Origin of the sequence: Blastochloris viridis (genome assembly GCF_001402875.1) — a bacterium.
Classification (GTDB): Bacteria; Pseudomonadota; Alphaproteobacteria; order Rhizobiales; family Xanthobacteraceae; genus Blastochloris; species Blastochloris viridis.
Genome location: NZ_CP012946.1, coordinates 2,754,079 through 2,773,085, shown reverse-complemented (window position 1 = coordinate 2,773,085; position 19,007 = coordinate 2,754,079). Strand labels below are relative to the sequence as shown.

Below are 19,007 nucleotides of genomic sequence, written 5' to 3'. Positions count from 1 at the left end.
TGATCATTCTGCGGCTGCGGATGCGGCAATTTTCAAATCTGGTGCGTTTGAAATGTCGTCTCGGCCAGAATGCCGCAAGGATTCTGGGTGAGAGTGGAGGCCGCCGGATCACGCTGTGATGATCTTGCGGATTCGGATTAACCGCAACGAGGAGAACGACATGAAGAAGATTCTCATGGTTTCGGCCATCGCTTTGGCGCTCGGCGGCTGCAGCGAGTATTCGTCGCGCGACCGCGCCTTTGCCGGCGGTCTGATCGGCGCCGGCGCCGGCGCGGCGATCGGCGCGGCGGCGACCGGAACGGGCGGCGGCGCGCTGGCCGGTGGCGCCATCGGTGCCGTCTCCGGCGCGGTCATCGGTGCGGCGACGACGCCCGAGCGTTGCTACTGGTCGAAGCGCTATCGCCGCACGATCTGCTACCGGGACTGACGTTCGCCACCGCCGTCGCGACCGGAGCGGACCTGCGCGGCCGTCAACCGCGCGCCCTTGGGATGCGACGCCGCTATTCATGCGGGCTTCGGCTCATGCCGCCGAAGCCCGCATGGTACGACGTCCGGCGGTCGCCGAAAAAATTCGTCGCCGATCGAGGTTGTTCGGCGAAGTTGCGGCCGGGATCACGACGGAATCGACCGGTAACTGTAAGCCGCGCTGGTTTCGCCTCAATGGTCGCTGCTGCGACGGCGGGGGTGGGCGCGGCGTTGCTGGTTGAACACCGACGTAGTGGGCGCTGCCGCCGATTGAGGTGCGGCCTTGCGCTTGGGTCGGCGCTCGAACTCGAACCGGCCGGTCGAGCGCAGTTCGAGAATGAACTTGCAAAATTGCAGGCTGGACAGGAACTCGGTGCGGCCGGTCGAGCAGTCGATGACGCGGAACCGCGAGCGGTCGTTCGCCATGAAGACTTCAGCGGTGGCCGGCCCGCGCCGAACACCGGCGCTGGTCTTCAGCAGCACCTGCCCCCAACGCACCGGCGTCTCGGCATCGATTGCCGCGATATCACCGAGCATCAAGGGCTCGGGCGTCATGTCTGACGCGACGCTCATCCCAAGCTCTCCCCGGTGGATTGCGTAGCCGCACGATGGGGTCTGACCCTAGTCGCGAACGCTTAGGAAATCCCTGCCGCGGGGGCGACGTTTCGATGAGAATACCGCCGATCACCCGGTGAGGACGCTCCGGGCCTGCGTCTCGACCACCCCGCCGCCGTGGTGAAGGCCGCGCCGTTCGAGTTCGATCCGCCACGACGTCGCGGTGTTGCGGGTCACGGTGATGCGGTTCCAGCCGGCCGGGTGGAGCGCGGTCGGCCCCGCCGAGGCCGACGGCACGCCGACCACCGGGATCGCGCCGTCCGGCCCCTGGACCGCAAGCAGCGAGGGCAGGTGGGTGTGGCCGTGCAGGATCAAATCGGCGCCGACCTCGCTCAGCATCTTGCGCACCGCACTGGCGTCGATCAGTCGCTTCTGGAAATCGAACCGCCCGGTTGGCGGGTGGTGGATGAGCAGGATGCGGCACAGATTCGCCCGCCGCAGTTCGGCGAGCGCGGTGGCGAGTGCGTCGATCTGCTGGCGGCCGAGCCGGCCGGTGGCAAGGAACGGCGCGGTCGGGATCGCGCTGGAGGCACCGACCACCGCCACCTCGCCGCGGCGCCGCACGAACGGGAAACCGGCCTCGCCATGGTCGCCGGCCATGTGCGGCCCCCAATGCAGCCGGGCGAGGCCGGCGGTGCGGGCGACATAGGCGTCGTGGTTGCCGGGAACGACGGAAACGTCCTCCGGCCGGCCGAGTGCGGCGAGCCAGCGCCCGGCCGCGGTGAACTCCGCCTCCAGCGCGATGTTGACCAGGTCGCCGGTAACGGCGATGTGGTCGGGCTGGTGCCGCTGGATGTCGGCGAGCAGCAACTGCAGTGCGTCGGCGGTGTGGCGCTTGGCGCGGCCGCGCTTCCAGTTCAGCCACCCGAGGAACCGCTTGCCGGCGAGGTCGCGCCGGCGCGCCGGCGGCAGCGGGCCAAGGTGCGGATCGGACAGATGGGCGAGCGTGAACAGGGGCGTCTCCCAGGCAAGGCTGTTCGGCTTATAAGTCAGAGCGGTCGCCGCGGACAGTCCGGCGGCGTTCGGGCCTGCCGCACGGCGGGGGAAGGAGTACGGGCATGGCGACGTGGCGGGACCGCGCCTTGAGACGGGTCTTTCACACCTATTGGCAATTTCAGCGTGGCATGACGCTGGGGGTGCGCGGCGTGGTGTTCGACCAGCATCGCCGGGTGTGCCTGATCCGCCACACCTATGTCGCCGGCTGGCAATTGCCCGGTGGCGGCGTCGAGGTCGGCGAGACGCTGTTCGACGCGCTGGCCCGCGAACTCCAGGAGGAGGCCAATATCAGCCTCACCGCGCCGGCCCGCCTGCACGGCGTATTCCTGCAGCGGGCGGTGTCGCGCCGCGATCACGTCGCGGTGTTCGTGGCCGAGGATTTCGTCCAGCCGGCGCTGCCGGCGGCGAACCGGGAGATCGCCGCCTGCGGCTGGTTCGCGCCCAATGCCATGCCGGAGGAGACCACGCCCGGCACCCGCCGCCGCATCGCCGAGGTGGTGGCGGGGACATTGCCCGCGCCGGTGTGGTGACGGCCGGCGCGATGCGATGCGGTTTGCCGACCAAGACGCAGCAGAACGCGGCCCCGTCCGCCGATATCCCGTTTTCGAACAAGGACTTTTTGGCCAAAATCGTGTCCGGGATCACGACGTGATTTTCCCGAAACCGTGTGGTAGGCGAAACGCCATGACCCAGCTTTCGATCACCATTCTGTCCGAGTCGCCCGAGGACGCCCCGGCCGTCGAGCGGCTGAACGACCACGCCTTCGGCCCGGGGCGCTATGCCAGGGCCGCCTTCCGGCTGCGCGAGGGCGGCGCGCCCATCGCCGAGGTGTCGTTCATCGCCCGCGTCGGCACGCTCCTGGTCGGGTCGGTGCGATTGTCGCCGATCACCATCGGCGACACCCCGGCCTTGGTGCTGGGGCCGCTCACGGTCGATCCCGATTTCCGCTCGCGCGGCATCGGCGGCGCGCTGGTGCGCCGGGCGCTCGAAGCCTCGCGCAAGCTTGGTCACCGCTTGGTGCTGCTGGTGGGCGACGAGCCCTATTATTCGAAGCTTGGCTTCACGCGGGTACCGCGCGGCCGGGTGGTGATGCCCGGCCCGGTCGACAAGGACCGCATCCTGATCGCCGAGCTGGAGGAGGGGGCGTTCGAGGGGGTGTCGGGTGCGGCAAGGCCGGCGTTTGTGGCTGTGACGGCCTGATTTTCCGTCGCCGTCGTCCCAGCCAAGCGGCGAAGCCGCGCGAGCTGGGACCGTTGGCAGGAAAGGGCTCTGGCTCACCGGGCGGCCCCGGGTCGCGCGCCTTCGGCGCTTGCCCGGGGCGACGGCGCGGTCCCTCAGCGTCCCTCCCGCGCCCAGGCGGCGGTGAAGGCGGCGAGCAGCAGCACGAGGCCGGCGAACCCCGCCAGCACCGGGAACAGCGACAGCCCGGTGACGGCGTGGGCGTCGCGGTTCTTCAACCCGATCCAGTCCGCGCCGGCGAAGCGGTCCGAGCCGCGGATCGACAGCACGCGCGGCAGTTCGACGCCGCCGCGCTCGGCAATGCGGATCACGCCACCGCCGGTGGCTTTCGCCAAGGGCGCCAGCACCGCGGCGGTGCTGGTCACCTCGGACACCTCGCGCGGGTTGATCGGCCCGACATTGACCAGCGCCGACAGCTTTCCGTCGCTGGCCCGCCATAAGCCCAGTTCCTTGGCGTCGATCTCGGCGCGCCAGATGCCGGCCTCGGCGGCCTTGGGCTCGACCGTTGCGATCTGGCCGGACGGCGAGGTTACGGTTACCGGCGGCACCTGATCGGTCATGCTCTGGCGCTCGACCACCATGCTGCGGCCACGCACCAGCAGGCGCAGCCGCTCCTCCTCCAGCTCCGGCTCCTTCATCAGCCAGTGCGACAGCCGCCGCAACAGATCGAGGTGCGGCCCGCCGCCCTCGAAGCCGCGCGCCCACAGCCAGATGTGATCGGACAGCATCAGCGCCACCCGGCCTTCGCCCTGGCGCGACAGCACCAGTACCGGCCGGTTGTCGGGCGCGCCCAGCAGGGTTTCGGCGCCATGGGTCGGCTCGGCGTCGACCACGCGGAAGAACCGGCTCCAGCGCGGCGGATCGAAGCTGGCGCCCTCCAGCGCCCGCGTCACCGGGTGGCGGCGGCCGCTTTCGGTCAGGCGGGTGTGGAACGGCCGCTCGGTGACGTTGCCGGTCGGCTCGGCCGGCAGCACCTCCTCCAGCGGGGTGCGGTAGATCGAGTCGGAGCCGGCATAATCGGGGCCTGCTGCCACCAGCACCGCGCCGCCGTTTCGCACGTAGCGGACGATGTTGTCGAAATAGAGCAGCGGCAGCACACCCTGCTGGGCGTAGCGGTCGAAGATGATGAGGTCGAACTCGTCGATCTTCTGCTGGAACAGCTCGCGGGTGGGAAAGGCGATCAGCGACAGTTCGTTGATCGGCGTGCCGTCCTGCTTCTCCGGCGGGCGCAGGATGGTGAAGTGGATGAGGTCGACCGCGGCGTCGGACTTGAGCAGGTTGCGCCAGGTGCGCTCGCCGGCATGCGGCTCGCCCGACACCAGCAGCACCCGCAGCTTCTCGCGCACGCCCTCGATCGCGATGGCGGCGCGGTTGTTGAGCGGCGTCAGCTCGCCGTCGAGCGGCGAGGCCTCGATCTCGACGATGTTGGGGCCGGCGTGGGCGATCTCGATCTCGACGCGCACCACCTCGCCGGAGGCGGCGCTGAGGCGATCCACCACCTCGCCATTGCTGCGCACGGTGACGGTGGCCCGGCCGCGCGGGGCACCCTCGTCCTCGACCTTGAAGGCCACGGTCTGGCTCTGGCCGACGATGCCGAACCGCGGCGTCTGCACCAGCGCGACGCGGCGGTCGCGCTCGCCGGAGCGGCCGGTGATCAGGGCGTGCAGGGGCGCCTGGAAGCCGAGCGCGGTGGCGTGGCTCGGCACGTCGTGGACGCGGCCGTCGGTGATCAGGATGGCGCCGGCGACGCGCTCGGGCGGCACGTCGGCGAGGCCGGCCTCCAGCGCGTTGAACAGGTGCGTGCCGTCGGTCTCGCCATCGCCCTCGCCGCCGTCGATCCAGCGCACCTCGACATTGGAGAGCCGGCCGAGCCGTTCGGCGAGCTGCGCACGCGCCGCCTCGGTCTCGGCGCGGCGCGCGCCGAAGTTCTGGCTCGGGCTGTTGTCGACCACCACCGCCACCACCGACGGCAGCGGGCTGCGCTCCTCGCGGGTCAGTGCCGGGTTGGCCAGCGCCAGCACGGCGAGCGCCAGCGCCAGCGCGCGCAACGCCGCGCCGCGGCTGCGCGCGGCGATCAGCAGCACCGCGACGATGCCTGCCGCCGCAATGGCGGCAAAGAGCCACGGCAGCGGCACCAGCGGCGAGAAGGCGAGGCCGAGATTCATGCAAGATGCCTCACTCGAGTTGAACCGTCGTCCCGGCCGAACGGCGAAGCCGTGAGAGCGGGGACCGTCTGCAAAATGAGGTCTCAACCATCCGGACGGTCCCGGGTCGCGCGGCGGATGCTGAGCATCCCGCCGATTGCCCGGGACGACGAGACCGTTGTCGCACCCGTTGTCCCCGGCGAGATCGCGTCCGGCATCACGATGTGAGCGGCCGGAAACCGCCTCATTGTCCCAGCCGCTCCAGCAGCGCCGGGATGTGAACCTGGTCGGCCTTGTAGTTGCCGGTCAGCACGTACATCACGATGTTGGCGCCGACACGGTAGGCCATCTCGCGCTGGCGTGGGTCGCCCGGCACCAGCGGCAGCATCGGCTCGCCGCTCGGTTCGATCGCCCACGCTCCGGCGAGGTCGTTGGAGGTGATGATGATCGGCGACACGCCGTCGCCGGAGCGTGCTGGCTTGGCGCCGTCCTCCTCGGTCGCCGCCGGCAACGCCTCCACCCACAGCGACCCCGCGGCGTAGCGGCCGGGAAACTCGCGCAGGATATAGAACGACTTGGTCAGCACATGGTCGCGCGGCACCGGCTCCAGCGCCGGAATGTCGAGCGAGGACAGGATGGCGCGCAGCCCCTCGATGCCCGGCGTCGCGCCGCGCCCGCCCGGTGTGACCTCGAGCGCGTCGCGGGTGTCGAACAAGATGGTGCCGCCGTTCTTCATAAAGGCGTCGATGCGCGCCAGCGTGGCCGCCGACGGCTTCGCCGCCGCCGGCGTCACCGGCCAGTACAGCAGCGGGAAAAACGCCAGCTCGTCGCGGGCGGGATCGACCCCGATCGGCTCGGCGGACTCGAGCGCGGTGCGCTGCGACAGGAAGCGCGACAGCCCCTCGAGCCCGGCCCGCGACAGCCGGTCGATCTCGCTATCGCCGGTGATGACATAGGCAAGGCGGGTCTTGGCCAGCGCGCTGATGGCGAAGTCGTCGGCCGAGGGCGGCGAGGCAGCGGCGGCCGGAGGCTGGGCGTGGCCGGGGTCCGGCGCCAGCGCCAGCGCGGCGGCCACCACCAGCAGCGAGGAGGTCCGCCGCGACGGCATGAGCCGCGCCAGGCCGCCCGCCAGCACCAGCACCACCAGCGCGTCGAGCAGCAACAGCGCGAACGCCGCGACCAGCACGTGCCGGCGCAGGTCGATCGGATCGCCGGCGCGGTAGGGCTCGACCGCAGCGCCGAGCGGGGTGACGTCGAGCGGCTTCAGGCGATCGTCCGGCGCAAGGGTGTTGACCGCCACCAGCGCCTCGGCGACGCCGTAGAAACCTGGCGGGTTGTCGGCGGTGCCCCGGCCCGCGAAGCCGGCCGGCAGCGGCTTGGTTGCGGCCGAGGGCGGCTGGAAGGCGCCGAAGCCGTCGAGCAGGCGCGACGGCGGCACGGTGGCGCCGACCTCGCCGCTGCCCGGTTTGGCGCCGCCGCTGCCGCTGCCGGCCAGCGCCACGATCCGCCGCAGCATGTCGACGAAGGTGCCCGACAGCGGCAGGTCCGACCACGACGTGTCGGCCGAGACGTGGAACAGCACCATCACGCCCTTGCCGCGGCGCGCCCCGGTCACCAGCGGCGTGCCGTCGGCGAGCGCGGCCCATGTGCGCTCGAACAGCAGGCCGTCGGGTTCGGCCAGCACCTGCCGCCGCACCGTCACGTCCGCGGGGATGGCGAGGTCGGCGAACGGCCCGTCCTTGGCGAAGCTGCCGATCTTCTGCGGCTGCTCCCACGACAGCTTGCCGCCCAGCACCCGCCCGCCCGGCCGCACCTTGACCGGCAACAGTTCGTCGCCGCCGGCGGCAAGGCGCGGGCCGGCGAACCGCACCAGCACGCCGCCACCCTCGACCCAGCGGATCAGCCGGTCGCGGGCGTCGCCGGCGAGGGTGCCGACGTCGGCCAGCGCGATCAGCGGCAGGCCCATGTCGACGAAGCGGGCCGCCGCCTCGCCCGGCGAGGTGCGCTCGGCCAGCCGCACGTCGGCGAACGGCTCGATGGCGCGGCCGAGATAGAAGCTGGCGGCGAGCAGCGGCTGGGCGGTGTCGGCGGTCGAGCCGGTGACGATGCCGATGGTGCGCCTGCGCCAGCGCTCGTCGAGCAGCTGCACCGCGCCGGAGGAGCGCTCGCCGACGATTTCGAGCCGGGCGATATCGTTGCGGATCTCGATCGGCAGGTCGAACGCCACCTTGGTCTCGAGCGTGTCGCCGTTGAACGCGAAGGTGGCCTGGCCGAGCGGCAGGCCCTTGAGGTCGACGGCGCGCACGATGCCGCCGGCGTCGTGGTCGCCGAACGCGCGCAGCACGGTGACGGAAAGGCCGGAGCCGGCATTGGCGGTGCCGGCCAAGGCGCGGGCGGGCGGCAGGCCGCCGGCCAGCACGGTCACCGGTCGCTCGCCGGCGATGCGGCCAAGCCCGGCGACGAAGGCGGCGCCATCGCCGGTGTCGGTGGCGTCGGACAGCCAGACCAGGCTCTGCTCGCCGCTGCCGAGCAGCTTGGCCAGCGCCGGCAGCACGTCGCGGCGGTCGGGAGTGTGCGGCTGGGGCTTCAGCGCGCGCAGCCGCACCCGCGCCTCGCCCGGAGTGCGCACCGAGGCCTCGCGCGCCGGCTCGGCGGTCGGCACCACCGCGACGCCGCGGCCGGAGGCTTCGGCCTCGGCGATCAGTGCCTCGGCGGCGGCGATGCGGCGCTCCCAGGTTGCCGCCGCGGACCAGCCATTGTCGATCAGCAGCACCAGCGGCCCGCGGGTGGTCGGCGTCGCCGGCGGCGGGTTCCAGATCGGCCCGGCAGCGGCGAGGATCACCAGCGCGGCCAGCAGGAGACGCAGCAACAGCAGCCACCACGGCGAGCGCGCCGGGGTCTGCTCGCGCGGGGCGATGTCGAGCAGGAGGCGCGCCGGCGGAAACTCGACCCGGCGCGGCCGCGGCGGCACCAGTCGCAGCAGCCACCACAGCAGCGGCAGCGCGGCCAGCGCGATCAGCAGCAGCGGGGTGGTGAAGGCGAGCGGCAGCATCAGGCGCTCCCCGCCGCGTCGGCGACCGCGGGCCGGCGGCCGGCGCCGGCGCGACCTTCGCCCATGCGGGCGTGCAGCGCCAGCAGCAGCTCGGTGGCCGGGCGGTCGGTGCGGTGGATGACGAAGGTCCAGCCGTGGGCGAGCGTCGCCGCCCGCAGCGCCTCGCGGTGGGCGGCGAGCCGGGCCTGGTAATCCTGCCGCCAGGCTTCGGCACGGCCGGCGACGATCGACAGCTCCGCCTCCCGCTCAAAGAATTCGACGCGGCCGGAAAACGGGAAGCTCTCCTCAACCGGGTCGACGATCTGGACCAGATGGCCATGCAGGCCCTGGGCGGCAAGGCGGTCGATCGCCGCGGCGATGTCGGCCTGCGGCTCCCACAGGTCGGACAGCATCACCACCTCGGACAGTTGCTGCGCCGGAAAGGCCGGCGGCAGGCTGCCGGAGGTGGCGTCGGCGTGGAGGATGGCGTCGGCCATGCGCTCGATGATGTTGCGGCTCGCGGTCGGGCGCAGCGCACCGGGCACCCCGACCCGCTCGCCGCCGCGCACCAAGAGGTCGGCCAGCGCGAACGCCACCACCAAGGCGCGGTCGCGCTTCGGGCTGAGCGCCAAGGGCGAGGCGAACGCCATCGATCGCGAGCGGTCCGGCCACATCCACACGGTGTGGGCGGCCTCCCACTCCTGCTCGCGGACATAGAGGTGGTCGTCGCGGGCGGAGCGCCGCCAGTCGATCCGCGCTGCCGCCTCGCCGTCGGTGAAGCGGCGGTACTGCCAGAAGTTCTCTCCGGAGCCGGCGCGGCGGCGGCCGTGCAGGCCATGCACCACGGTCTGGGCGATACGGCGGGCCTCCAGCACCAGCCGCGGCAGCGCTGCGGCCAGGCTCGCCGCCGCTGTCGCCGACTCGCTGGTGGCCGGGTGGAGCGAGGTGTCGACGGCGGGCTCGCTCATTCAGCGTTCATCCGATGCGGGCCTTGAGGCGGCCGATCACCCCGGCCACCGTCTCGCCCTCGGCTCTGGCCTGGAACGTGAGTGCCATGCGGTGCTTGAGGATGGGCTCGGCCAAGGCGAGCACGTCGTCGACCGAGGGGGCGAAGCGGCCGTCCAGCAGCGCGCGGGCGCGCACCGCCAGCATCAAGGCCTGCGAGGCGCGCGGGCCGGGGCCCCAGGCGATCGCCGTGCCGAGGGCGCCGGCCTCCGGTCCGGGGCGGGCGGAGCGCACCAAATCGAGCACCGCGCTCACCACCGAGTCGCCGACCGGCAGGCGTCGAACCAGCCGCTGCGCCGCCAGCAGGTCCTCGGCGGACATCGCGGCGTGGGCCTTGGCCTCCTCGGCGCCGGTGGTCTCGAACAGGATGCGCCGTTCGGCCGCGCGGTCGGGGTAGTCGACGTCGATCTGCATCAGAAAGCGGTCGAGCTGGGCCTCGGGCAGCGGATAGGTGCCCTCCTGCTCCAGCGGATTCTGGGTCGCCAGCACGTGGAAAGGCTTGGGCAGGTCGTGACGCTGGCCGGCGATGGTGACGTGGTATTCCTGCATCGCCTGCAGCAGCGCCGACTGGGTGCGCGGGCTGGCGCGGTTGATCTCGTCGGCCATCAAGAGCTGTGCGAACACCGGCCCGGGAATGAAGCGGAACGAGCGTTTGCCGGTGGCGCTTTCCTCCAGCACCTCGGAGCCGAGAATGTCGGAGGGCATCAGATCGGGGGTGAACTGGACGCGCCGGGCGTCGAGGCCGAGCACGAGGCCGAGCGTGTCGACCAGCTTGGTCTTGGCCAGACCCGGCACGCCGACCAAGAGCGCGTGGCCGCCGGACAGGATGGTGATCAAGGCCTGCTCGACCACCGTCTCCTGGCCGAAGATCACCTGGCCGATGGCAGCACGCGCGGAGCGGACGTGGGCGGCCGTGCTCTCGGCCGCCCGCACGATCAGGGCATCCAGGCTTTCGCTGGTCTCCGCCGGCATGAGGTCTCTCCGCTGGCCGCGGCGATGCCGCGTGCAGTGTGGGGTGTTGGGGCCTAGGTTATCCGGGAATGAGGTCGAAGCCCCAGCGCCGGGATCACGTTATTGCGAGTCGCGACCGTCATATGAGTGCCGCCGCATGAACGACACAGCGAACGCCGCATCCGGCCTGGAAGCGCTGATGCGCGCGGTCGGCACCTCGAAGGGGCCGCCGCCGCTCGACCGGTGGTCGCCGCCCGACTGCGGCGATATCGATATGCGCATCGCCCGTGATGGCACTTGGTACTATCAAAATACGCCGATCGGACGGCCGGCACTGGTGAAGCTGTTCGCCTCCGTGCTCAAGCGCGAAGGCGACCGCTACGTTCTGGTGACGCCGGCCGAGAAATGCGGGATCAAGGTCGACGACGTGCCGTTCCTGGCGGTCGAAATGGCGGTGGACGATGGCGGGGAGGGCCGTACGCTGGTGTTTCGCACCAATGTCGACGATCTGGTGCGCTGCGGGCCGGATCATTCGCTGCGGTTCGAGGTGGAGGCTGGCGGCGGGCTCAGGCCCTACCTCCACGTTCGCCGCGATCTGTGGGCGCGGCTGACGCGGGCGCTGTTCTACGACCTCGTTGCGTTCGGCGAGGAGCGGGAGGAGGCGGGCGAGCGCATGTTCGGCGTCGCCTCGGGCGGCGCGTTCTTCGCCATGGTGCCGGCCGCCGACATCGCGGGGTTGACGTGAACGCGCCCGACACCGCTGTCGCCGATCCGCTGGCGGATTTCCTCACCCGCGTCGAGGCGCGGCTGCAGCCGCTGCCGGCGGGGCCGGGATTTCCGGACGCGGGCGACATCCGCGGCGATCACGACCTCGACCCGTCGATGGCGCTGCCGCCGGACATTCCGGCGCGGCCGGCGGCGGTGCTGGTGCCGGTGGTGATGCGGCCCGAGCCGACCGTGCTGTTGACGCGGCGCTCGTCCGCCTTGCCGGAGCATTCCGGCCAGATCGCCTTTCCGGGCGGCAAGATCGACCCCGACGACTCGACCCCGATCGCCGCCGCGCTACGCGAGGCCGAGGAGGAGATCGGGCTCAAGCCGGCGCATGTCGCCCCGCTCGGCTTCCTCGACGTCTATCTGTCGCGCACCGGCTACCGCATCCTGCCGGTGGTGGCGGTGGTGACGCCGCCGTTCGAGCTCAAGCTCAATCCACGCGAAGTCGCGGCAGCGTTCGAAGTGCCGCTCGCTTTCCTGATGGCGCCCGAACATCACGAGCGCCACACCCGGCTGTGGAAAGGGCGGGAGCGTACCTACTACGCCATGCCATACGGCGACCATTATATCTGGGGCGTCACCGCCGGGATCCTTCGGAACTTGTGGGAAAGAGTATACCGCTGATGCTCCGTACGTTTTTGATCCAGGCAGCTGTCTTTCTCGCTCCGTTCGCCGCCTATGCGCTTTATCTGGCGGTTCGCCGCCGGCCGGTCCGCAGCGCCGAGAGCTGGACCGCTCCGGTTCTGATCTGGTGCGGTGGCCTCGCCTTGATCCTGACGGCGGCCAGCCTGCTCTATTTCACCCATTTCAGTCGCGCCCCGGCCGGCTCCACCTACGTTCCGCCGCGGGTGGAGAACGGCAGGGTGATGCCGGGCTATTTCAAATGATGGTGTCGACCGCACTGGTTCCCTCGCTGGCCACGGCGGCCTGGCTGTTCGACGGCCCCGCGGCGCGGGTGCTGGCGGTGCTCGACCGCGACGGCGAGGAAGCGCGGGTGGTGGGCGGTGCGGTGCGCAACGCTTTGCTCGGCCTTCAGCCCGGCGATATCGATATCGCCACCACTGCGCTGCCGGACGAGGTGATGCGGCGTGCCCGCGCTGCCGGGCTGAAGCCGGTGCCGACCGGGATCGACCACGGCACGGTGACGGTGGTGACGGACGGCGTCGGCATCGAGGTGACCACGCTGCGACAGGACGTCGAGACCTTCGGGCGGCGCGCGGTGGTGTCGTTCGGCCGCGACTGGGAGGCCGACGCCCGCCGCCGTGACTTTACCATCAATGCCTTCTCGGCCGACCGCAGCGGCCACGTCCATGACCCGATCGGCGGCTTCGATGACCTCCGGCAGCGCAAGGTGCGCTTCATCGGCGATCCGGCGCGGCGGATCAAAGAGGACTACCTGCGGATCCTGCGCTTCTTCCGCTTCCACGCCGGCTATGGCGCAGGCCGGCCGGATCCGGACGGCCTGGTCGCGTGTCTGCGCGAGCGGGCGGGCCTTGGCCGGCTGTCGCGCGAGCGGGTCCGGCTCGAACTCCTGAAGCTGTTCCGCGCCGATGGGGCGGCCGCGACGTTGGCGGTTATGGCCGAAACCGGCCTGATCCAGTCCGTGCTCGGCGGCATCGCCGCCCCGGCGGCGTTCGCGCGCCTCGCCGCGATCGAGGCCGCGTGCGGCCTCTCGCCCGACCCGGTGCGGCGGCTGGCGGTGCTGGCGGTGCGGATCAAGGAGGATGCCGACCGGCTGCACGACCGGCTGCGCCTTGCCAACGGCGAGACCCGCCGGCTGCACGTCATCGCCGCCCATCATCGCCAGGTGGAGCGCCTGTCCGGCGCCGAGGCCAGGACGCTGCTGTACCGGCTGGGCGCCGACGATTATCGCGACGTCGTGCTCGCCGCCTTCGCGCTGTCCGGCGCGGCGGCCGACGCCACGGATTGGGCGGAGCGGCTCGACCTGCCGGCGCACTGGGTGCCGCCGCGCTTCCCGGTCAAGGCGGCGGACCTGATCGCTCGCGGCCTCGCCCCCGGCCCGGCGCTGGGACAGGCGTTGGCGCGCGGCGAGGCAGCGTGGATCGCGGCCGGGTTCCCGCTGACGCCGGAGGCGATCGCCCGGATCGTATCCGGTGCGCTGGAGCCGGCCGACCCGGCGGGCCGGTAGAGCAGGCGACGCAGACGCGGCCGCGAACCAGCGCTCGGCGGCGGGCGTCGCTGCTCGATTCGATTCTGCGCGACGTTGCGGCTAGACTTCGCGCGGAGGTAGCCATGGAGCGTTCCGCCAGGCCAGCCGACCTTGCGCGCCGCGTCAAGGCGCAGCGTCGGCATGCGGTGTCCGACGGCTTCAAGCGCGAGACCTTCGCCCTGCCGCGCCCTGCCGCGCGAGAAAAGGCGAAGGAGTGGTTCGCGCGCTTCCCCAAGGCGGCCTATCAGACCGAAATCGAATCCTGGCGGGAACTCGACGACGGCCGCATCGAATTCACCATCCGCCGTCTGCCGAGCGCCGATTGAACCGGCGAGGTCAGGTGAATTGCTCCGCAAAGAACGAGGGGCAGCCCTGCAAATACTTCAAGGCAGCGGGAAAACCGGTGCTTTCCGGCAGGTGCACGCACGCCGAAACCCCGCGGATCATGGGTTCCGGCTCTCAGCTTCGCTACGCCCGGAACGGCGGGTTCTGTTCGGCGGGTCCGGCCGATCCGTTTGACCGGCCGGAAACCGTGTCGTCGGCCGGATTTGCCCGGCTCGCCACGGTCCGTCCAAACCGACGACATCCGCGGCGGGGGCAAGCCCGGCCAAGACGGTACATCTCAGGCCCGGCTGTCGGGTCAGCCCTCGTCTTCTTCTTCGGCGTCTTCGATCTCGACGTGGACGATCAAGGCAGGGGCGAAATCATAGGTGCGGAATTCGCCAGCCTCGTCGGAAAAATACACGCAATGAATGGCATTCTTGTCAACGGTGCTGACGGTCAGCAGCGGGCCGCCCGACTTGAGCTGAACGATATCTCCGACTTCGAATTTCATGACGGTTTCTCCTGGCGTTGAATAGCGTGACCGACCTGACCTTCCCGTGAGCGAGTCCCGCCGTCGACGTCATCGCTGATATTTCGAGCGGGATCGTCACGTCTGCGCATCGGCATTTGACCGAAATGGCACCGCCTGTCGAGGCCTGCTTGCGGCACGCCCCGTGCCGCGATGAGTCAAGGCCACTTCACCGCCGGCGGCATCGACGACAGGATGGCATCGACGTTGCCGCCGGTCTTGAGGCCGAACAGCGTGCCGCGATCATAGAGCAGGTTGAATTCGACATAGCGGCCGCGCCGCACCAGTTGCTCCTCGCGCTCGGCCTCGCTCCAGGCGGTTGCCCAGTTGGCGCGCACGATCGGCGGATAGGCGGCGAGGAACGCCTCGCCGACCTCGCGCACGAAGGCGAAGTCGGCGTCGAAGTCGCCGCTGTCCAGCCAGTCGAAGAAGATGCCGCCGACGCCGCGCCGCTCGCCACGATGGGGCAGAAAAAAATACTCGTCGCACCACGCCTTGAACCTGGCGTAATCGGCGACGTCGGCGTGGCGCTCGCAGGCGCCATGCAGCGCGGCGTGGAAGGCGCAGGCGTCGGGGTCCTCCGCCGCACGCCGCACGCCGAGCATCGGCGTCAGGTCGGCGCTGCCGCCGAACCAGGCGTTCGATGTCGCCACGAAGCGGGTGTTCATGTGGACGGTCGGCACGTGCGGGTTCCACGGGTGGGCGATCAGCGACAGTCCGGAGGCCCAGAACCGGGGATCGTCGCCGGCGCCGGGAATGCCGGCTCTGAATTCCGGGGAAAATTCGCCGAACACCGTCGAGACGTGGACGCCGACCTTCTCGAACAGCCGGCCGTGCAGCATCGACATCACCCCGCCACCGCCCGGCGTGCCGGTGTGGTCGACCCGCTGCCACGGCGTGCGCTGGAAGTGGCCGGGCTCGGGCGCCTCGGGCGCGAACGGGCCGGGCGCGGCCTGTTCGAGGCGCTCGAACGCGAGGCAGATGCGGTCGCGCAGGTCTTCGAACCAGGCTTGAGCGCGCGCCTTTTGCGTGTCCGTCTCAGTTGCGTCGGCCAGCATCGCGCCTCCCTCCAATTCGCAAGCGGTGTGTCGCAACGTTATGGGGCGGCGATGCGGCGAGCGCCACATCGCTACGTCATGCGGGCGAGGTCATTCGGCGAGGTCATGCGCGCGCGCCGTCAGGTCGCGGAAAGCCGCCGGTTTGTCTCAGCGCCTCCGACAGCGCCATTGCCGCGGTCACGGCGAGGTTGAGCGAGCGCAGGCCCGGCCGCATCGGGATGATCAGGCGGGCGTCGGCTGCCGCGTGAACATGGTCCGGCGCGCCCGCCGACTCGCGGCCGAACAGCAGCACATCGTCTGGACGAAAGGCGAACTCGGTGAAGGCGGTGTCGGCGGCGGTGGTGAACAGCACCAGGCGATGGCCGGCCGCACGACGCCAGCTTTCAAACGCGGCGAACGAGGCATGGCGCTCGATGACGGCAACGTCCAGGTAGTCCATTCCGGCGCGCACGAACGCGCGGTCGGTGGTCGGGAACCCGGCGGGCTCGATGATCGCCAACGGCACGCCAAGGCACGCGCCGAGTCGCGCCAAGGTGCCGGCGTTCTGAGGGATGTCGGGCTGAAACAGGGCAACTTGCAAGAATTTTGGGCGCTTTTTGGGTTGGGCATTTGCTGACGCAGCAGCAACACCGGGAGTGTAAAATAATGTTGACGGTCCTCAAGCCTCGCCCTCTAGACAAGGTCGGCATGCGATGCCATGAGAAATTTGCCGGAGCGGAGCCATGCCAGACAGCGACGTCAGGCAGGCTTTTTCACGCTTCAGGCGTTGAGCTCGTGGGGGCGCGAGTCTCGGAGCGAGCGGTTCGCGCACGCGACCGCGGAGCGAGCACGACCGACCACCTCGGATAGACCGAAAGGACATACCGTGGCCAGTTCCGATACGGCCGAAGCCACTCGCCGGGATTTCCTCTATGTCGCGACCGCTGCCGTCGGCGCGGCAGGTGTGGCGGCAGTGGCTTGGCCCTTCATTACCCAGATGAACCCCGACGCCGCGACCATCGCGGCCGGCGCGCCCATCGACATCGACATTTCGCCGGTGACGGAAGGTCAGATCGTCCGCGTGTTCTGGCGCGGCAAGCCGATCTTCATTCGCCACCGCACGGCGAAGGAGATCCAGTCCGAAGAGGCCGCCGACGTCGGCGCGCTGATCGACCCGCAGCCCGACTCCGCGCGGGTGAAGCCCGGCAAGGCTGAGTGGCTGGTGGTCTATGCCAGTTGCACGCACCTCGGCTGCATCCCGCTCGGTCACCAGGGCGATTGGGGTGGCTGGTTCTGCCCTTGCCACGGCTCGCAGTACGATGCCTCCGGCCGCGTCCGCAAAGGCCCGGCGCCGACCAACCTGCCGGTTCCGCCCTACGAGTTCGTCGATAACACCAAGATCCGCATCGGCGCGGGTGTTGCCTGAGCGCGCGAGAGGTGAGAGTCCAAGCCATGAGCGGACATTCCAGCTACCAACCCAGCACCGGGATCGAGCGGTGGCTCGATACGCGCCTGCCGATCGTACGGATGATGTACGATCAGTTCGTGGCGTTTCCGGTGCCGAAGAACATCAATTACGCTTACGCATTCGGCGCCATCCTCGCGGTCTTCCTGATCATCCAGATCGTGAGCGGCGTGGTGCTGGCAATGCACTACGTGGCGCAGGACACGCTGGCGTTCGCGTCGATCGAGCACATCATGCGGGACGTCAACTACGGTTGGCTGATCCGCTACATCCACATGAACGGCGCCTCGTTCTTCTTCTTCGCCGTCTATGCGCACACGTTCCGCGGCATGTATTACGGCTCGTATAAGGAGCCGCGCGAGGTGCTGTGGATTCTCGGCGTCATCATCATCATTCTGATGATGGCCACCGCGTTCATGGGCTACGTGCTGCCGTGGGGGCAGATGAGCTTCTGGGGCGCCACCGTCATCACCAACCTGTTCTCGGCCATTCCGTACATCGGCGACCCGATCGTGACGTGGCTGTGGGGCGGCTATTCGGTTGGCAACCCGACTCTCACCCGGTTCTATTCGCTGCATTACCTGTTGCCGTTCGTCATCGTCGGCGTGGTGATGCTCCACGTGTGGGCGCTGCACGTCACCGGCCAGACCAACCCGACCGGCGTCGAGGTCAAGAGCGAGAAGGACACCGTCCGCTTCACGCCGTTCGCCCTGACCAAGGACGCGGTGGCGCTCGGCGTGTGCTTCATCGCCTTCGCCTGGTTCGTGTTCTTCGTGCCGAACTATCTCGGCCACGCCGACAACTACATTCCGGCCAATCCGGGTGTGACGCCGGCGCACATCGTGCCGGAATGGTACCTGCTGCCGTTCTACGCCATCCTGCGCGCGGTGCCGGACAAGCTCGGCGGGGTGATCGCGATGTTCGGCGCGCTGGTGGTGCTGCTGTTCCTGCCCTGGCTCGACGGCTCCAAGGTGCGCTCGGCGGCCTATCGCCCGCTGTACCGGATCTTCTTCTGGCTGTTCGTGGCGGACTGCATCTTCCTTGGATGGCTGGGCGCGATGCCTGCCGAGGGCATCTACCCGACGCTCTCCCAGGTGGGTACGGTGTGGTACTTCGCTCACTTCCTGGTCATCGTGCCGGCACTGGGCTATTTCGAGAAGCCGAAGCCGTTGCCAGAGTCGATCAGCGCGGCGGTGCTTGAGGCTCACAGTCGGCCGAGCCTGCTCGCCCGTCTGATCAACCGTTGAGCAGGGCGGAGGAAATCGTCATGACCATCAAACTCCGCTTTGTGGCGTCGTTGGCGCTGGTGTTCGGCCTTGCGGCGGCCTCCGTGCCGGCTCAGGCCTCTGGCGGCGATACGCCGCATCTGCAGTCGTGGTCGTTCGCCGGCCCGTTCGGCCAGTACGATAAGGCCCAGCTTCGGCGCGGCTTCCAGGTGTTCCAGAACGTGTGCGTGTCCTGCCACACCCTCGAAAAGGTGGCGTTCCGCAACTTCGCCCAGCCGGGCGGCCCCGAATTGCCGCTTGATGAGGTGAGGCAGCTCGCCGCAAGCTGGCCGGTGCAGGTCAAGGACATCAACGACAAGGGCGATCCGATCGAGCGCGCGCCCAAGCTCGCCGACCGCATCCCCTCGCAGTATGCCAACGAGGCAGCGGCCCGCATCATCCACAACGGCGCGCTGCCGCCGGATCTGTCGGTCATCGCCAAGGCCCGCACCTTCCAGCGCGGCTTCCCGTGGTGGGTCACCGACATCTTCACCCAGTACAACGAGAACGGCGTCGACTACATCGTCGCGCTGCTCAACGGCTACGAGGATCCGCCGGAAGGCTTCAAGGTGCCGGACGGCTCGTTCTACAATAAGTACTTTCCGGGCCACATCATTGGTATGACGCCGCCGATCGCAGACGGTCTCGTCACCTATGGCGACGGCACGCCGGAGACTCAGCTGCAGTATTCCAAGGACGTCGCCGCGTTTCTGATGTGGGCGGCCGAGCCGACGCTCGACGTTCGCAAGCGCATCGGCTGGTGGGTGCTGGGCTTCCTGGTGATCTTCACCGGCCTTCTGGTCGCCACCAAGATCGTGGTGTGGCGCCCGGTGAAAAAGGGCCTCGCCTGATGCGGCACGCCTTGGCGCCGCGGGCTTGACTCACCGAGACGAAGGGGCCCGGCGACGGGCCCCTTTTTTCGTGTGCCATGCGAACACGGCCGACCCCGCCGCCGTTTCGCGACCCGCCGCCAACGTGCTGTTCTCGCGAATGGATTTGT

At 69.8% G+C, this 19,007-nt stretch carries 20 protein-coding genes; 11 read left to right on the top strand and 9 right to left on the bottom strand.

The window, feature by feature from the left end; all coding sequences use genetic code 11:
• The first annotated feature begins 160 nt into the window (after window positions 1-160).
• On the top strand, window positions 161-427 hold the full coding sequence (locus tag BVIR_RS12155; protein WP_055038866.1) for a glycine zipper domain-containing protein: 267 nt from the start codon (window positions 161-163) through the stop codon (window positions 425-427).
• Between the two features lie 230 nt (window positions 428-657).
• Here the strand turns inward: BVIR_RS12155 and BVIR_RS12150 are convergent, their stop codons facing one another.
• Window positions 658-1,038: a hypothetical protein gene (locus tag BVIR_RS12150; RefSeq protein ID WP_055037898.1), complete on the bottom strand. Its 381-nt coding sequence runs from the start codon at window positions 1,036-1,038 to the stop codon at window positions 658-660.
• A gap of 111 nt (window positions 1,039-1,149) precedes the next feature.
• Window positions 1,150-2,016: a metallophosphoesterase family protein gene (locus BVIR_RS12145; RefSeq protein ID WP_335338146.1), complete on the bottom strand. Its 867-nt coding sequence runs from the start codon at window positions 2,014-2,016 to the stop codon at window positions 1,150-1,152.
• A gap of 122 nt (window positions 2,017-2,138) precedes the next feature.
• Between BVIR_RS12145 and BVIR_RS12140 the strand changes: the two genes are divergently transcribed.
• Both BVIR_RS12140 and BVIR_RS12135 read left to right on the top strand, forming a co-directional pair.
• Window positions 2,139-2,606 (top strand): NUDIX domain-containing protein, encoded by a 468-nt coding sequence (locus tag BVIR_RS12140; protein WP_055037896.1) that lies wholly within the window; start codon window positions 2,139-2,141, stop codon window positions 2,604-2,606.
• Window positions 2,607-2,760: 154 nt separating this feature from the next.
• Window positions 2,761-3,276 carry a GNAT family N-acetyltransferase gene (locus tag BVIR_RS12135; protein WP_055037895.1) on the top strand — a complete coding sequence of 172 codons (516 nt, stop codon included), beginning with the start codon at window positions 2,761-2,763 and terminating at the stop codon, window positions 3,274-3,276.
• A gap of 134 nt (window positions 3,277-3,410) precedes the next feature.
• On the opposite strand, the gene BVIR_RS12130 is transcribed toward BVIR_RS12135, so the two are convergent.
• The 4 genes from BVIR_RS12130 to BVIR_RS12115 all read right to left on the bottom strand — a co-directional run bounded on the left by BVIR_RS12130 (window position 3,411) and on the right by BVIR_RS12115 (window position 10,467).
• The gene (locus BVIR_RS12130; RefSeq protein WP_055037894.1) at window positions 3,411-5,480 is read right to left on the bottom strand and encodes a hypothetical protein; all 2,070 of its coding nucleotides are present in this window, start codon (window positions 5,478-5,480) and stop codon (window positions 3,411-3,413) included.
• Between the two features lie 223 nt (window positions 5,481-5,703).
• A complete protein-coding gene (locus BVIR_RS12125; protein ID WP_055037893.1) occupies window positions 5,704-8,511 on the bottom strand; it encodes a DUF4159 domain-containing protein in 2,808 nt (935 codons plus the stop codon).
• On the bottom strand, window positions 8,511-9,458 hold the full coding sequence (locus tag BVIR_RS12120; RefSeq protein ID WP_055037892.1) for a DUF58 domain-containing protein: 948 nt from the start codon (window positions 9,456-9,458) through the stop codon (window positions 8,511-8,513). Before BVIR_RS12120 ends, BVIR_RS12125 begins: the two co-directional genes overlap by 1 nt.
• A 7-nt stretch (window positions 9,459-9,465) precedes the next feature.
• On the bottom strand, window positions 9,466-10,467 hold the full coding sequence (locus BVIR_RS12115; RefSeq protein ID WP_055037891.1) for an AAA family ATPase: 1,002 nt from the start codon (window positions 10,465-10,467) through the stop codon (window positions 9,466-9,468).
• Window positions 10,468-10,603: 136 nt separating this feature from the next.
• Here BVIR_RS12115 and BVIR_RS16930 point away from each other — a divergent pair, with 136 nt between their 5' ends.
• The 5 genes from BVIR_RS16930 to BVIR_RS12090 all read left to right on the top strand — a co-directional run bounded on the left by BVIR_RS16930 (window position 10,604) and on the right by BVIR_RS12090 (window position 13,713).
• On the top strand, window positions 10,604-11,191 hold the full coding sequence (locus BVIR_RS16930) for a DUF1285 domain-containing protein (RefSeq protein WP_055037890.1): 588 nt from the start codon (window positions 10,604-10,606) through the stop codon (window positions 11,189-11,191).
• Window positions 11,188-11,841 carry a CoA pyrophosphatase gene (locus BVIR_RS12105; protein ID WP_055037889.1) on the top strand — a complete coding sequence of 218 codons (654 nt, stop codon included), beginning with the start codon at window positions 11,188-11,190 and terminating at the stop codon, window positions 11,839-11,841. Before BVIR_RS16930 ends, BVIR_RS12105 begins: the two co-directional genes overlap by 4 nt.
• Window positions 11,841-12,104, top strand: coding sequence for a DUF6111 family protein (locus tag BVIR_RS12100; protein ID WP_055037888.1), 264 nt, complete (start codon window positions 11,841-11,843; stop codon window positions 12,102-12,104). The genes BVIR_RS12105 and BVIR_RS12100 overlap by 1 nt, the downstream gene beginning before the upstream one ends.
• On the top strand, window positions 12,101-13,366 hold the full coding sequence (locus tag BVIR_RS12095) for a CCA tRNA nucleotidyltransferase (RefSeq protein ID WP_236823604.1): 1,266 nt from the start codon (window positions 12,101-12,103) through the stop codon (window positions 13,364-13,366). Before BVIR_RS12100 ends, BVIR_RS12095 begins: the two co-directional genes overlap by 4 nt.
• Window positions 13,367-13,470: 104 nt before the next feature.
• The gene (locus tag BVIR_RS12090; RefSeq protein WP_055037887.1) at window positions 13,471-13,713 is read left to right on the top strand and encodes a hypothetical protein; all 243 of its coding nucleotides are present in this window, start codon (window positions 13,471-13,473) and stop codon (window positions 13,711-13,713) included.
• Window positions 13,714-14,027: 314 nt separating this feature from the next.
• On the opposite strand, the gene BVIR_RS12085 is transcribed toward BVIR_RS12090, so the two are convergent.
• From BVIR_RS12085 to BVIR_RS12075, 3 genes are all read right to left on the bottom strand, one after another.
• A complete protein-coding gene (locus BVIR_RS12085; protein ID WP_055037886.1) occupies window positions 14,028-14,222 on the bottom strand; it encodes a YodC family protein in 195 nt (64 codons plus the stop codon).
• 176 nt (window positions 14,223-14,398) lie between these two features.
• Window positions 14,399-15,298, bottom strand: a complete 900-nt coding sequence (gene hemF, locus BVIR_RS12080; RefSeq protein ID WP_055037885.1) for an oxygen-dependent coproporphyrinogen oxidase — start codon at window positions 15,296-15,298, stop codon at window positions 14,399-14,401.
• Between the two features lie 103 nt (window positions 15,299-15,401).
• Window positions 15,402-15,878, bottom strand: a complete 477-nt coding sequence (locus BVIR_RS12075; protein ID WP_055037884.1) for a tRNA (cytidine(34)-2'-O)-methyltransferase — start codon at window positions 15,876-15,878, stop codon at window positions 15,402-15,404.
• A 285-nt stretch (window positions 15,879-16,163) separates the two neighbouring features.
• On the opposite strand from BVIR_RS12075, the gene petA reads away from it, so the two are divergent.
• Genes petA through BVIR_RS12060 form a run of 3 tightly spaced genes read left to right on the top strand, consistent with a single transcriptional unit; the run spans window position 16,164 to window position 18,858 of the window.
• The gene (gene petA, locus BVIR_RS16505; RefSeq protein ID WP_236823603.1) at window positions 16,164-16,703 is read left to right on the top strand and encodes a ubiquinol-cytochrome c reductase iron-sulfur subunit; all 540 of its coding nucleotides are present in this window, start codon (window positions 16,164-16,166) and stop codon (window positions 16,701-16,703) included.
• Between the two features lie 26 nt (window positions 16,704-16,729).
• The gene (locus BVIR_RS12065) at window positions 16,730-17,989 is read left to right on the top strand and encodes a cytochrome b (RefSeq protein WP_055037882.1); all 1,260 of its coding nucleotides are present in this window, start codon (window positions 16,730-16,732) and stop codon (window positions 17,987-17,989) included.
• A gap of 20 nt (window positions 17,990-18,009) precedes the next feature.
• Window positions 18,010-18,858, top strand: coding sequence for a cytochrome c1 (locus tag BVIR_RS12060; RefSeq protein WP_055037881.1), 849 nt, complete (start codon window positions 18,010-18,012; stop codon window positions 18,856-18,858).
• Window positions 18,859-19,007 lie beyond the last annotated feature (149 nt).

Bases quoted from the DNA above. Each gene is read 5' to 3' on its own strand.
- BVIR_RS12155 (WP_055038866.1), top strand. From the start codon at position 161: ATGAAGAAGATTCTCATGGTTTCGGCCATCGCTTTGGCGCTCGGCGGC.
- hemF (WP_055037885.1), bottom strand. From the start codon at position 15,298: ATGCTGGCCGACGCAACTGAGACGGACACGCAAAAGGCGCGCGCTCAA.
- BVIR_RS12090 (WP_055037887.1), top strand. From the start codon at position 13,471: ATGGAGCGTTCCGCCAGGCCAGCCGACCTTGCGCGCCGCGTCAAGGCG.
- BVIR_RS12095 (WP_236823604.1), top strand. From the start codon at position 12,101: ATGATGGTGTCGACCGCACTGGTTCCCTCGCTGGCCACGGCGGCCTGG.
- BVIR_RS12100 (WP_055037888.1), top strand. From the start codon at position 11,841: ATGCTCCGTACGTTTTTGATCCAGGCAGCTGTCTTTCTCGCTCCGTTC.
- BVIR_RS12060 (WP_055037881.1), top strand. From the start codon at position 18,010: ATGACCATCAAACTCCGCTTTGTGGCGTCGTTGGCGCTGGTGTTCGGC.
- BVIR_RS12130 (WP_055037894.1), bottom strand. From the start codon at position 5,480: ATGAATCTCGGCCTCGCCTTCTCGCCGCTGGTGCCGCTGCCGTGGCTC.
- BVIR_RS12140 (WP_055037896.1), top strand. From the start codon at position 2,139: ATGGCGACGTGGCGGGACCGCGCCTTGAGACGGGTCTTTCACACCTAT.
- BVIR_RS12125 (WP_055037893.1), bottom strand. From the start codon at position 8,511: ATGCTGCCGCTCGCCTTCACCACCCCGCTGCTGCTGATCGCGCTGGCC.
- BVIR_RS12120 (WP_055037892.1), bottom strand. From the start codon at position 9,458: ATGAGCGAGCCCGCCGTCGACACCTCGCTCCACCCGGCCACCAGCGAG.
- BVIR_RS12135 (WP_055037895.1), top strand. From the start codon at position 2,761: ATGACCCAGCTTTCGATCACCATTCTGTCCGAGTCGCCCGAGGACGCC.
- BVIR_RS12115 (WP_055037891.1), bottom strand. From the start codon at position 10,467: ATGCCGGCGGAGACCAGCGAAAGCCTGGATGCCCTGATCGTGCGGGCG.
- BVIR_RS12085 (WP_055037886.1), bottom strand. From the start codon at position 14,222: ATGAAATTCGAAGTCGGAGATATCGTTCAGCTCAAGTCGGGCGGCCCG.
- BVIR_RS12150 (WP_055037898.1), bottom strand. From the start codon at position 1,038: ATGAGCGTCGCGTCAGACATGACGCCCGAGCCCTTGATGCTCGGTGAT.
- BVIR_RS16930 (WP_055037890.1), top strand. From the start codon at position 10,604: ATGAACGACACAGCGAACGCCGCATCCGGCCTGGAAGCGCTGATGCGC.
- BVIR_RS12065 (WP_055037882.1), top strand. From the start codon at position 16,730: ATGAGCGGACATTCCAGCTACCAACCCAGCACCGGGATCGAGCGGTGG.